This is a genomic window from Mesorhizobium sp. M0239 (genome assembly GCF_040321815.1).
GTDB lineage: Bacteria > Pseudomonadota > Alphaproteobacteria > Rhizobiales > Rhizobiaceae > Mesorhizobium.
The window spans coordinates 81,262-93,502 of the sequence record NZ_JAMYSG010000012.1 but is presented as its reverse complement, the minus strand read 5'-3'; the positions used below and the strand labels follow the sequence as shown (position 1 = coordinate 93,502).

Here is a 12,241-nt window from a genome sequence, read left to right as displayed (position 1 = left end):
ACCTAGCGCCGCTGCGTCAGCCGCACGAGACACAGAATTGTTTTCATTAGCCGCTAGCTTGGATTAATTGTGCGCAGGCTAGGTCAAGGATTCGTCGATGCAGCGATTCGAAAATGCCCGCGAGGCGGCACTGGCGCTTCGTCCGGACGATCCGGTCTATTGCTTCCGCCCGCAAGTGCTGATGGCGGATGCCAGGCAGTTCATGGGCATGTTCCCCGGCAAGACCGCCTATGCGGTCAAGACCAATGGCGAGCAGATCGTGCTGAAGACCCTGGTCGAAGCCGGTGTCAAGGCTTTCGACGTCGCTTCGCCGGGCGAGTTCGCCGCCGTGCGCGCGGTCTCTCCGGATGCCGAGATGCTCTACATGCATCCGGTCAAGGCGCAGTCGGACATCAAGCTGGCGCTGGAGAAATACGCCATCCGCGTCATTTCGCTGGATCACGAGGACGAGATCACCAAGCTGACGCGAGTGGTGCGGGCGCTCGACATCGATCCGGGCTCGATCAGCGTGTTCGTGCGGGTGCAGACCAAGGGGCATGCCGCCTACGAATTGTCGAAGAAGTTCGGCGCCGGGCCGGCCTATGCGGTCGAACTGGCCGAGCGGCTCAACCGCACCGGCTACAAGGTTGGTCTGTGTTTCCATGTCGGCAGTCAGATCGAGGATCCCGACACCTATGAGCGGGCGCTGGCTTCCGCCGATTGGGTGCGCAACCGGCTGACCTTCGATATTGCAGGGCTCGACGTCGGCGGCGGTTTCCCCGCCGAATACGGCCACGATCCCAACCGCAAGCAGATCGAGATGCCGTCGCTCGGCCAGATCATGTCGCGGCTTTCGGGCGATCTGAAAGAGTATCAGTTCGACCAGATGCCGCTGGTGGCCGAGCCGGGCAGGGTGATCGTGGCGCGCTGCCTGTCGCTGATCGTGCGGGTGCTGCTGCGCAAGGGCAAGCGGCTTTACATCAATGACGGCATCTGGGCGTCGCTGTCGGATTCATGGACCGGCAAGATCACGCTGCCGGCCCGCTTCATTCCCGATCCTGCGATCCGCTCGCGCAATGGCGAGGAGAAGAACATCGTGCCGTTCAAGGTCTGCGGCGCGACCTGCGATTCCGTCGACATCCTGTCGCGGCCATTCTGGCTGCCGGAAACGGTCGATACCGGCGACTGGATCGAGATCGGCCATATCGGCGCCTATTCGCTGTCGCTGAGGACCCGATTCAACGGGTTTTACCCCGACACCTTCGTCGAGGTGACGACGCCGTTCGACGAGGGCGACGCGCCGCAGGGGTTTGCGAGTCTGGAGACGATGGCGGATTAGGGAATAGGGAATAGGGAATAGGGAATAGGGGTGGCAGGCACGGCTTTCGGAGTAATTTCCTACTGCCTACTGCCTACTGCCTACTGCCCTAAAATTTCCCCAATAGCTCCGGCGTCGGCCAGCCATCCACCGGCAGGCCTAGCCGCATCTGCTCCTTGCGGATCGCCTCGCGGGTGTTGGTACCCAAAATGCCGTCGACAGTGCCGACATCGTAGCCCCTGGCTTCCAGCTTGGTCTGCAACGCCTTCATCTGCTCGTTGTTGAGGCCGGTTTCGGGATTGCGCGGGTCGAGCGGCGGCGCGCCTGCGAGTCGTGCGGCAAGGTTGGCTGCCGTCAGCGCATAGGTGAAGGACTGGTTCCATTCGAGATAGACGTCGAAATTGTCGTAGGTGAGGAAGGCAGGCCCCTTGCGGCCCATCGGCAGCGCCAGGCCTGCTTTCAGGCCGTTGTCGACCAGCGGCGCGCCGCTAGGGTAGGTGACGCCCCATTGCGCCCACTGCGACAGCGGCAGCTTGTTGGTGCGGCCGGTCTGGTCCCACGGCATGTCTTCGGGCGCGCGGACTTCCTGGATCCAGGGCTGGTCGCGTTTCCAGCCGCGCGACAGCACTTTGTTGGCGGTGGTCATGATCACATCGGGCACGCTGCCGCGCAGGTCGATCTTGCCGTCGCCGTCGCCGTCGACGCCGCGTGCCAGATAGTCGGAGGGCAGGATCTGCGTCTGGCCGATCTCGCCGGCCCAGGCGCCCCTGACATCGGCCGGCAGCACGCCGCGATCGATCAGCTCCAGAAGCGGCACCAGCTGCTGCCGGAAGAGCTGCGGCCGGCGGCAATCATGGGAAAGCGTCACCAGGGCGCTCAGCGTGTGGAAGTCGCCCTGCACGGCGCCGAAATCGGTCTCCAGCGCCCAGAAAGCGGCGATGATCGGCGCCTGGACGCCGAACTGCTGGTCGGCGCGGGCGAAGACGTCGGCGTATTTCTTCAGGTTTGCCGCACCTTGCTTCAGGCGATAGGCCGAGATCATGCGGTTGGAAAACTCGACAAAGGTTTGGGTGAAGACGCCCTGGGCGCGGTCGCGTGCCAACACCTTGTCGTCGAAGGTTGCCGCTCCAAGGGCGTCGAGACCCGCTGTACCTACGCCAGCCGCCTTGGCTTCCGCAGCGACGCCCTGCTTCCAGGATTCGAAGTCGCCGCCGCATTCCTGCGCCATCGCCGGCAAGGCCGTGGCGCACAGGGTCAGCGCAGCCGCGAGGACTTTGGAACGCAGTCGCATCAGCTTCCTCTCGAAACGAATAGCGGGCAGTTGTTGTGCTCCCCGGAAGCCCAACGCCCTGAATTACTGGCGGTTGCACTTTTCACCGCTGGCTGTGTCGAAAAGCAGGCGGCAGGCCCGGTGTCAACGGGTGTTCTGCCGCAGCCACTTGTTCCAGGCGGCTTCACTGCCGTTGAAGACGTTGATGTCGGACTTGCCGCTTACGCCCGGAACGATGCCGGTTCCCGTGTATTGCCAGAAGGTGAAGGGGTGGCTGCCGTATTTCTCACGCGGATGGCCGGCGACGGAGCGCAGCCAATAGGGATAGCCGCGAAAGCTCGACAGCTCGTTATCGTCGAAGAAGTCGATCGAGGTGTAGATGATCGGCTTCTTGCCGTAGTGCCGTTCGACGATTTCAAGGAAGGTGGTCATCTCCGCGCGCACCGTGGCAGCGTCGGGACGCAGCCTGCAGGTCGGCGATTGCGGGTTCCATTCCATGTCGAGGACCGGCGGCAGCGCCGAGCGGTCGACGGGGACGTTGCGGATGAACCAGCGCGCCTGCACGGCAGCCGGGGTGCAGAAATAGTAGAAGTGATAGGCGGCTCGCGGAACGCTGGCAGCTTTCGTGCGGGTCCAATGCTCGTTGAAATACTCATCGAAGCGATCGCCGCCCTCGGTCGCCTTGATGAAGGCGAAGGAGATGCCGCTGGCCCTGGCCGCCGGCCAGTCGACCGAGGTCTGGTATTTGGAGACGTCGGTGCCGTGAACGGCATAGTTCCATGGCGCTCCGCTTTCCCATTCATGCGGCTTGGAATCGGCAAAGCGCGGCGCGCGCACGGCAACCGTCGGGCTGCTCGACGCGGACGGCGACAGCGGCGAGAGATCGTCCACGGTCGAGCAGGCGCCAAGCAGCGTCAGCATGATGAGGCCCGCAAGACGGCGCATCGCAATTCCCGAGCCGGATTCAGCCGGTCGCTGATGGGTCTATACACTGATGGCCGGTTTTGTGATCGGGCCCCCTCCGAGCGATCGCCCCACAGCATCGCTCAGCATATCCTGTGATCGCCGATCATGGTTGATAATCCGTTGATGGCGCTCGACAAGCATTGTGATTTGCGGAAGCAATGGCGGCAAATCGATGACATAAGGGTCGCGCAGGGCCCGGAGGAAATAAATGCGGATCGTGGTCAAGATCGTCAAATGGCTGCTTGGCCTGATCGTTCTGGCGATCGCCGCCCTTTTTGCCTGGCTTTATATCGCGCCGCCGGAGTTGATCAGGGTCGGCTCGGGCTACTCGGCCAAGATCGTCTGTTCGAACGTCTTCATTGCCGGCCGCGATCCCAATGAGGTGCTTGCCGTCGACGTGCAGGCGCCCGGGCATCCCCTGCTGCGGCTAATGCGTGTTTCGGTGGACAAGAACAGGGGAACGGTGTCGGCGGGCCTGTTCGGCTTCCTCGGCAAGAGCATCGCCGTCGCCCGTGACGGGCTGGGCTGCGCTTCGGTTCCGGACGGCGATGTAGGCAAGGCGCGGCGGACCGCGATCCAGGCGGAGCCGTCGGCGGCCACCATGGGCGACCTGTGGCCGGAAGGCGAGCGGGTCGAGGCATCGCAGGATCCGGTTGTTGCCAAACTGCTCGACGATGCGGCGCTGACCGGCACCGGCATGCGCGCGGTGGTGGTGGTCAAGAATGGCCGCGTCGTCGGCGAGCGCTACGGCGATGGCTTTTCCGCCAAGACGCCGCTGCTAGGCTGGTCGATGACCAAGACGGTGAACGCCGCCATCGTCGGCACGCTGGTCAAGGACGGCAAGATTGCTTTCGACGACAAAAACCTGTTTGCGCCGTGGAAGGCGGACGGCCGCACTGCCATCAGCCTCGCCGACATGTTGGCGATGTCGAGCGGGCTGGAGTTCAACGAGGATTATGGCGACGTCGCCGACGTCACGCGTATGCTCTATCTCGAACCTGACATGGCGGGCTTCGCCGAATCCAAGCCGCTGGCTGCAGAGGTCGGCAAACAGTTTTCCTATTCGAGCGGCACGGCGGTGATGCTGTCGCGCCTCTGGCAGGACGCGATCGGCGACAAGGCCAAGGCGCTGACGTGGCCGCGCACGGCGCTGTTCGAGCCGCTCGGCATGCACAGCGCGGTGCTCGAGACCGACGAGCAAGGCACTTTCGTCGGCTCGTCCTATCTCTACGCGACCGCCCATGACTGGGCGCGCTTCGGTCAGTTCCTGCTGCAAAGCGGGGTGTGGAACGGCAACCAGATCCTGCCAACCGGTTTCGTCGACTGGATGCGCGAGCCGGCGTCCGCCTCGAAAGTCTACGGCAAGGGCCAGTTGTGGATCGAGGCCCCGGGCGATGAGGAAAACCCCGGCGCCGGCGTCGCCGCAGGCCTGCCCAAGGACACCTACTGGATGGAAGGTCATGACGGGCAGACGGTAGCCATCATTCCCTCGGAGCAACTGGTGGTCGTGCGGCTGGGGCTAACGCCGGCCAAGCTCGGCTACCGGCCGCAGACGATGGTGGCGGCGTTAATCAAGGCGTTACATTAGACTAGCGCGCCGTAACTCTTGTCTATGCAGCTGTCGCCAAAGGCTTGGCGCGATCAACCCGCGCCCGCTCGTCGGGCGAGTTCATGACCTGCCAAAGATCGCTGCGGCGCTGTACGTTCAACCAGAAATCCGGGCTGTTGCCGAACACCCGTGCCAGAATGAGCGCGGTCGCCGCCGTCACGTTGCGGCGGTCGTTGCACAATTCGTTCACATGTTTGCGCTGGACCCCCATCGCCTCGGCCAAAGCTGCCTGCGTAAGGCCAAGCGGTTGCATGAATTCTTCCGTGAGAATTTCGCCAACCGTTGCTGGCTTGCGTGCGGTCATCAACATGTTCTCACCTCACTTATAGCTGTGGTCGTCGAGATAGATGTCCGACGCCTCACCGCGGCCGCCGTCCCAGCGGAAGATCAGCCGCCATTGCTTGTTGACGCGTATTGAATGGAAGCCTTCGAGAATGCCACGCAGCTTCTCGAAATGATTGCTGGGCGGCACACGCAAATCCTGATCGATCATCGCGTCGTCAATCATCTGGAGCTTGCGGAACAAACGGCTTTCGAGATCGGACGGAATGTTGCGAGAATGGGTGTCTTCCACGAAGAAGGCCCGCAGCCATTCATCCCTGAAGCCGATGATCACCACATGCTTCCATGCATGTGAGATAGTGTACCGCTCTCGGGGTCATAAGGCAACGTTGATCCAACGGATCGTGGCTGCTTCGCCTTTATGTGCCTTTCCCACGGCAATATTCAGGAAGTGATCTTGATAACCGCCAGCCAGGCATAGCCGCGATAAAGCGTGCGGAAACGGAAGCTTGCGCTGGTTCGCCGCGATTCCGATTCCAGCACTTCGCGCAACGATTCACGCGGCGCGACGTGGAATTTTTTCAGCCAGCCGCGCAGCAAGGTCCGGAACCAGCCGGGCAGGCCTTCCTGCTGGCCGAAATCGACGATGTGCAGCGAACCGTTCGGTAACAGCGCGGCCAGCGCTGCCGACACAGTTTTTTCCCAGCCGGGGATCATCGACAGCGAATAGGACACGAAGACGCGATCGAAGCCGTTGCGCCCGAACAGCGCCTTGGCATCGAATCCCGTGGCGTCGCCCTGGGCGAGCGTGACACGATCGACCAGGCCCTTGCGGGCAATCGCGGCGCTGGCCGTCTCCAGCATTTCGGCTGAAATGTCGAGGCCGAAGAAGCCGGCGTCGGGGTAGCGACGCGCGGCCAGGATGATGTTGCGGCCGGTGCCGCAGCCGAGCTCCAGCACGGTGCCACCGACAGGCACGTCGAGCCCCGAGATCATTAGGTCGCGGCCGAGCAGGTAGTATTTGCGGGTCAGGTCGTAGATATGGCGCTGCCAGCGGTAGACGCGGTCCATCAGTTCGGCATGGTTGGCCTTGAATTCGGGGCTGGCCGGCAACTCGCTGGTGCTCATGCCGCACGCTTCACGTAGAGGTGGAAGCCGCCATAGATGGCCGAGCGGTCGCGGGCCAAAAATTCGCGCGAAGCCTGGTCCTGATAGTCCCACTGGTCGAGCAGCGAGCTGGAGACTCGGCCCGGCAACAGGCTGGGTTCGGCGGCGGTGCGGAAGATCACGCGGGCGTCGGCCGATGCGGTGCGGGTGATTTCCGCCCACAGCGCGTTGAGCTGATCGTCGGTCATCCAGTCCTGCGCATCGAGCAAGACGAAACGGTCGACCGCGCCGGCGTCCTTGCCGGTGAGAAATTCGATCAGATTGGCGTGGTGGATGGCGACGCGGTCGACATTGCCGCGGATGGTCTGGTAATTCTGTTTTTCGAGATAGGCGGGCAGGGCGGCCTCGCCGGGGTTCGGATAGCGCCGAGCGAAGGCCTGCCAGGCGAAGTAGTTGTTCTCCAGCGGAAAATCGCAAGCGAGCTTTTCCAGCCGGGCTTTCAGCACGCTGGCCATGGTGCCGTCGCCAGAAGTGATCAGCGAATCGTACTGCGCCGGTGGAATGCCGAGGCCGAACAGCGAAGCCTTGCGCGACGTCGCCCATTTCAAAAGCTTCTTGTCGAAGACCGGCGCCAGTTCCTCGTTGAAGAAGCGGCGCTGCTCGCCGATGTTGCGGGCCTGCATGATGCCGGCGGGGTCGACGCCGAAGAATTTTGCCGTGCGGTGGCCCATGGCGATGAACAGGCCGAGCAGGCCGGTCTGGTAGAAATTGCGGTCGAACACAGTGATGCGACGGCGGCCACGCCAGTTGCGGCGCTCCCAGTAGTGACGGCTTACCGGATCGAGATGCGGTGCGATGAAGCGGTCGTAGGCCGCCGAATTGTGGCTGGTGTCGGCGGCACCGAAGAAGCGGAACAGGTCGCCCTGTGAAGGCAAATGGCGCACCGCCTCCAGCTTCATGCGGTTCAGCGCGATGTGCGCGGCGTTGAGATCGACGGCGTCGACCCGGGCCGGCGAGCGCGTGAGGTAGGCCAGGATGTTGCAGCCGCCGGAGGCGATGGTGACGACGCGGTGGCCTTGGCCAAGCTGCATCGCCTCCATGTCGACATCGGGGTCCTCCCAGATCTGCGGATAGACGAGGCCGGAAAACAGGAAGGCGAACAGCCGCTCCGAAATGCCTGCCTTCGACAGCGGGCGGTTCTGGTAGACGGCCTTTCCAACTTCCTTGCCGCGGCGAAAAACCAGATCAGCGGAAACGTCCGTCATGGCAAGATGATTCCCCATTTGCTTTGCCGCAAGCGGGTAGCTCAGGGTCATGACAGGCCGGTGACAGCCTGTTGACGCATCTTTTCACGGCTTGCCAAATCCGCCCGGCGTCGGCGTCGTCAGTATGACGGCGTCGCCGGCCTGCAGCACTGTCTGGTCGCAGGCTTTCAGCATGTCGATCGTGCCATCCTTGCGGCGGACCTTGGTCGAGCCGACCTCGCCATCGCCGCCACCATCCAGCCCTTGCGGCGGGCGGTTGCGGTGCGAGGACAGGATCGCGCATTCCATCTTTTCGAGGAAGCGGATGGTGCGTTTGGTGCCGTCGCCGGCGCTCCATTTGCCCTTGCCGCCGGAGTTTTCCCGAATGTGGAAATCCTCGAGCAGCACGGGAAAGCGCAATTCCAGCACTTCCGGGTCGGTGAGGCGCGAGTTGGTCATGTGGGTATGGACGCCGGAGGTGCCGGCAAAGCCGCGGCCCGAGTTCATCTGGCCGGCGGGCGAGCCGGAACAGATCGTCTCGTAGTACTGGTAGGTCTTGTTGCCGAAGGTCAGGTTGTTCATCGTGCCTTGCGCGTTGGCCATGGCGCCCATGGCGCCGAACAGCGCATTGGTGACATGCTGCGAGGTCTCCACATTGCCGGCGACGACGGCGGCGGGGTAGGCGGGTTTCAGCATGCAGCCGTCGGGAATGATGATGTTGATTGGCCGCAGACAGCCGGCATTCATCGGGATCATGTCCTCGACCATGACGCGGAAAGCATAGAGCACGGCCGCTCGGGCGACGGGTTCGGGCGCGTTGAAATTGTTCTTCATGACCGGCGACGTGCCGGTGAAGTCAACGGTCGCCTCGCGCTTTTGCCGGTTGACCGTGATCTTCACCTTGATGATTTGGCCGGTGTCGGTCGGGTATTCGTACTGCGAACTATCGGGCAGCCGCTCCAGCACGCGGCGCACGCTTTCAGCCGCATTGTCCTGGACATGGCCCATATAGGCCTCGACGACATCGAGGCCGAAATGCGCGACCATCTTGCGCAGTTCCGCGACGCCCTTCTCGTTGGCGGCGATCTGCGCTTTGAGGTCGGCGATGTTCTGGTGCGGATTGCGGGCCGGGTAGCGGTGGTCGGTGAGCAGCGTTTCCAGCTCCTTCTCGCGGAATTTTCCACGATCGACGATGCGGAAATTGTCGAACAGCACGCCTTCCTCGTCGACCGTGGTGGCAAGCGGCGTCATCGAGCCGGGTGCCGTGCCACCGATATCCGCATGATGGCCGCGAGAGGCTGCCCAGAACAGGATTTCGCGTTGGGCGTCGTCGAACACCGGCGTCACCACGGTGATGTCGGGCAGATGCGTGCCGCCATTGTAGGGCGCGTTGAGGGCAAAGACGTCGCCGGGGTGGATGTCGCCGGAATTCAGCCGGATGATGGTTTCGACCGAGCGGTCCATCGAGCCCAGATGCACCGGCATATGCGGCGCATTGGCGACCAGCGCGCCAGTGCGATCGAAGACGGCACAGGAGAAATCCAGCCGTTCCTTGATGTTGACCGAATAGGCGGTGTTCTGCAGCGTCACGCCCATCTGCTCGGCGATCGACATGAAGAGGTTGTTGAAGACCTCCAGCATGACCGGATCGGCCTCGGTGCCGAGCGCTGCCTGCCGGCGCTTTTTCTCGACACGGCGCAGGAGCACATGGTTCCTGGCGGTGATTTCGGCCTGCCAGCCCGGCTCGATGACGATTGTCTGGTTCGGCTCGATAATCAAGGCAGGTCCCGCAACCCTGTTTCCCGGCTTCAGCGCCTCGCGGCGGAAGATGGGTGAAGTGTGCCACTCTCCTTCGGTGAAGATTTCGCGGGTTTGCGAAGGGCTTACGGCAAGGTCTTCGGTTCGCGATTCAGTTTCGTCGCGCCCGGTGCCGCCGGTGTCCGCGCCTTCGACGCCGACGGTCTCGACGATCATCGGCTTGTCGTCATAAACGAAACCGAACTGCGCCTTGTGGGCGATTTCAAAATCGCGCCTGGCCTGGAAAATCGAATCCGCCTCGAAATTCACCGGCAGTGTCGTGTCGGTGCCGTCATAGCGAATGTGCAGCACCGGCTTCGTGGCGACCGTATCCTCGCCGATGCCTTGCGCCGCGAGTTCGGCGATGACGGCTTCTCTCAAGATGGCAATGAGGCTGCCGATCTCTGTTCTGGACTCTTCGGCAAGCGGCTTTAGCAGCGCCTGCTGGCGCGAGGCAAAGACCGAGGACAGGCCGATGCCATAGGCCGACAGCAGGCCAGAGAAGGGATGGATCAGCACCGCCTCCATGCCGAGCGCGTCGGCGACCAGGCAAGCGTGCTGGCCGCCGGCGCCACCGAAGCAGTTCAGGAGATACTCGGTGACGTCGTAGCCGCGCTGCACGGAGATCTTCTTGATGGCATTGGCCATGTTCTCCACGGCAATGGTGACGAACCCTTCGGCGACAGTCTCGGGCGACCGGCCATCGCCGATTTCGGCGGCGAGTGTTGCAAATTTTGCTCGCACCGTCTCGACGTCGAGCGGTTCGTCCTGGCCGGGTCCGAATATTGCCGGAAAGAAATCGGGCTGCAGCTTGCCCAGCATGACGTTGGCGTCGGTGACGGCGAGCGGGCCGCCGCGCCGGTAGGCTGCCGGGCCGGGATTGGCGCCGGCCGAGTCAGGTCCGGCGCGAAAACGGCCGGCCTCATAGTGCAGAATCGAGCCGCCGCCGGCGGCGACGGTATGGATGCGCATCATCGGCGCGCGGATGCGCACGCCGGCGACCTCGGTGTCGAAGGCGCGCTCATATTCGCCGTCATAATGGGCGACGTCGGTGGAGGTGCCGCCCATGTCGAAGCCGATGACCTTGTCGAAGCCGGCGAGCCTGGCCGTCTCGACCATGCCGACGACGCCACCGGCGGGCCCCGACAGCAGTGCGTCCTTGCCCTGGAACATGTCGGCGGCGGTGAGACCGCCCGACGACATCATGAACATGAGGCGAGGCGATTGGCCGATCTCCCCCCTTGTGGGGGAGATGCCCGGCAGGGCAAAGGGGGGCGTGACAGAATAAGGCGTTGGCGGGACAGCGCCCCCCTCTGTCGGCTTCGCCGACTGCCCTTCGCTATGGCTCCGGGCGTTCGTCGCTGAAAAAGCCAAATCGTTGGTTTTTTCTCGGCCTTCGGCCGATCGCTCCTCACCTCCCACAAGGGGGGAGATTGGCGCCACGCCCAGCTCGCCCGCCACCCTTTGCACATAGCGCGACAGGATCGGCGACAGATAGGCGTCGACCACGGTGGTGTCGCCTCGGCCGACCAGCTTGATCAGCGGCGAGACCTCATGGCTGACCGAAACCTGGCTGAAACCAAGCTTTCGGCAGACCTTTGCCACGGCCTTCTCGTGGTCGGGGTATTTCCACGCATGCATGAAGACGATGGCGACGGCGTCGATGCCGTCGGCCCTGGCCTGTTCGATCGCCGGCCGGCAGGCGGCGATGTCGAGCAATTGTTCGACGCGGCCATCGGCGCGCACACGCTCGTTGATTTCGATGACGCGCTCGTAGAGCTGTTCGGGAAGGACGATCTCCTTGGCGAAGATGTCGGGGCGCGCCTGGTAGGCGATCTTCAGCGCATCGCGAAAGCCCTTGGTGATGAGCAAAAGCACGCGGTCGCCCTTGCGCTCCAGCAGCGCATTGGTGGCGACCGTGGTGCCCATCTTGATGTCGCCGATCAGGCCGCTTGGGATCGTGTCTCCGGACGACAAGCCAAGGAGGTCGCGAATGCCCTGGATGGCGGCATCGTTATAGGCTTCGGGATTTTCGGAGAGAAGCTTGCGCGGGTGCAGCCCGCCTTCCGGATCTCGGCCGATGATATCGGTGAATGTGCCGCCGCGGTCGATCCAGAAATCCCATTTTTCGGTCATGACAGCCCCTGTCGCTCTTCTGTTCGATCGGTGGTTCGGCACATTCTGTTAGTTGGCCACGGCCCGAGCGGCAATCGCAAATGAACCAGACGATGTTACATGCGGAAACGCAACGTTACGAAACTCATGGTCGTCTGACGCATTTGTCCTTCGACCGCTCACGGCAACGTGAGCGTGTGTTGAAGGAGAGACAAAATGAAAAAGCTCATTCTCGCGTCCGTTTCCGCTCTGGCCTTGCTTGGCGTCGCCGCCTGCAGTGACAGCGGTACGGACAATACCACCACCCAGAGCACCAATCCGCCGGCCGCCGAGGAACCGATGAAGCCGGCTACCCCGGAAGCCACGCCGCCGGCCGCGACGCCTCCGGCAACGGATAATTCGACCACGAAGAGCATCACACCCGAGAAGCCTGCCGAGCCGGCTCCGGCAACACCAGCTCCTGCGCCCGCGCAGTAGTGAGCAAGCAGTACTTCGTGTGATGAATGAGAAAGGCCGGCTCGCGCCGGCCTTTTTCATATTGTCCGAGCGCCGTG

At 63.0% G+C, this 12,241-nt stretch carries 10 protein-coding genes; 3 read left to right on the top strand and 7 right to left on the bottom strand.

Annotated elements, in window-relative coordinates; translation table 11 throughout:
* The first annotated feature begins 97 nt into the window (after positions 1 to 97).
* Entirely contained in the window at positions 98 to 1,318 is a 1,221-nt protein-coding gene (locus tag NKI99_RS14705; RefSeq protein ID WP_013530936.1) for an alanine racemase, read from the top strand.
* Positions 1,319 to 1,406: 88 nt separating this feature from the next.
* Here NKI99_RS14705 and NKI99_RS14700 read toward each other — a convergent pair whose 3' ends face one another.
* Positions 1,407 to 2,588, bottom strand: a complete 1,182-nt coding sequence (locus NKI99_RS14700; protein WP_128303477.1) for a lytic murein transglycosylase — start codon at positions 2,586 to 2,588, stop codon at positions 1,407 to 1,409.
* 123 nt (positions 2,589 to 2,711) lie between these two features.
* Positions 2,712 to 3,512, bottom strand: a complete 801-nt coding sequence (locus NKI99_RS14695; protein WP_352611286.1) for a glycoside hydrolase family 25 protein — start codon at positions 3,510 to 3,512, stop codon at positions 2,712 to 2,714.
* A gap of 229 nt (positions 3,513 to 3,741) precedes the next feature.
* On the opposite strand from NKI99_RS14695, the gene NKI99_RS14690 reads away from it, so the two are divergent.
* Positions 3,742 to 5,121, top strand: a complete 1,380-nt coding sequence (locus tag NKI99_RS14690; protein WP_352611284.1) for a serine hydrolase domain-containing protein — start codon at positions 3,742 to 3,744, stop codon at positions 5,119 to 5,121.
* A 22-nt stretch (positions 5,122 to 5,143) separates the two neighbouring features.
* Here the strand turns inward: NKI99_RS14690 and NKI99_RS14685 are convergent, their stop codons facing one another.
* The 5 genes from NKI99_RS14685 to NKI99_RS14665 all read right to left on the bottom strand — a co-directional run bounded on the left by NKI99_RS14685 (position 5,144) and on the right by NKI99_RS14665 (position 11,708).
* Positions 5,144 to 5,452, bottom strand: a complete 309-nt coding sequence (locus NKI99_RS14685) for a HigA family addiction module antitoxin (RefSeq protein ID WP_023813159.1) — start codon at positions 5,450 to 5,452, stop codon at positions 5,144 to 5,146.
* A 9-nt stretch (positions 5,453 to 5,461) separates the two neighbouring features.
* Entirely contained in the window at positions 5,462 to 5,758 is a 297-nt protein-coding gene (locus NKI99_RS14680) for a type II toxin-antitoxin system RelE/ParE family toxin (RefSeq protein WP_352442224.1), read from the bottom strand.
* A 110-nt stretch (positions 5,759 to 5,868) separates the two neighbouring features.
* Positions 5,869 to 6,552 (bottom strand): class I SAM-dependent methyltransferase, encoded by a 684-nt coding sequence (locus NKI99_RS14675; RefSeq protein ID WP_352611282.1) that lies wholly within the window; start codon positions 6,550 to 6,552, stop codon positions 5,869 to 5,871.
* Positions 6,549 to 7,847 carry a BtaA family protein gene (locus NKI99_RS14670; RefSeq protein WP_352611280.1) on the bottom strand — a complete coding sequence of 433 codons (1,299 nt, stop codon included), beginning with the start codon at positions 7,845 to 7,847 and terminating at the stop codon, positions 6,549 to 6,551. The genes NKI99_RS14675 and NKI99_RS14670 overlap by 4 nt, the downstream gene beginning before the upstream one ends.
* Positions 7,848 to 7,880: 33 nt before the next feature.
* Positions 7,881 to 11,708: a hydantoinase B/oxoprolinase family protein gene (locus tag NKI99_RS14665; protein WP_023813156.1), complete on the bottom strand. Its 3,828-nt coding sequence runs from the start codon at positions 11,706 to 11,708 to the stop codon at positions 7,881 to 7,883.
* Between the two features lie 195 nt (positions 11,709 to 11,903).
* Between NKI99_RS14665 and NKI99_RS14660 the strand changes: the two genes are divergently transcribed.
* Positions 11,904 to 12,164, top strand: a complete 261-nt coding sequence (locus NKI99_RS14660; RefSeq protein WP_081734943.1) for a hypothetical protein — start codon at positions 11,904 to 11,906, stop codon at positions 12,162 to 12,164.
* The last annotated feature ends 77 nt before the right edge of the window (positions 12,165 to 12,241 follow it).

Coding starts and splice junctions, on each gene's coding strand:
- NKI99_RS14685 (WP_023813159.1), bottom strand. CDS start 5,452: ATGTTGATGACCGCACGCAAGCCAGCAACGGTTGGCGAAATTCTCACG.
- NKI99_RS14675 (WP_352611282.1), bottom strand. CDS start 6,552: ATGAGCACCAGCGAGTTGCCGGCCAGCCCCGAATTCAAGGCCAACCAT.
- NKI99_RS14700 (WP_128303477.1), bottom strand. CDS start 2,588: ATGCGACTGCGTTCCAAAGTCCTCGCGGCTGCGCTGACCCTGTGCGCC.
- NKI99_RS14665 (WP_023813156.1), bottom strand. CDS start 11,708: ATGACCGAAAAATGGGATTTCTGGATCGACCGCGGCGGCACATTCACC.
- NKI99_RS14695 (WP_352611286.1), bottom strand. CDS start 3,512: ATGCGCCGTCTTGCGGGCCTCATCATGCTGACGCTGCTTGGCGCCTGC.
- NKI99_RS14660 (WP_081734943.1), top strand. CDS start 11,904: ATGAAAAAGCTCATTCTCGCGTCCGTTTCCGCTCTGGCCTTGCTTGGC.
- NKI99_RS14670 (WP_352611280.1), bottom strand. CDS start 7,847: ATGACCCTGAGCTACCCGCTTGCGGCAAAGCAAATGGGGAATCATCTT.
- NKI99_RS14690 (WP_352611284.1), top strand. CDS start 3,742: ATGCGGATCGTGGTCAAGATCGTCAAATGGCTGCTTGGCCTGATCGTT.
- NKI99_RS14705 (WP_013530936.1), top strand. CDS start 98: ATGCAGCGATTCGAAAATGCCCGCGAGGCGGCACTGGCGCTTCGTCCG.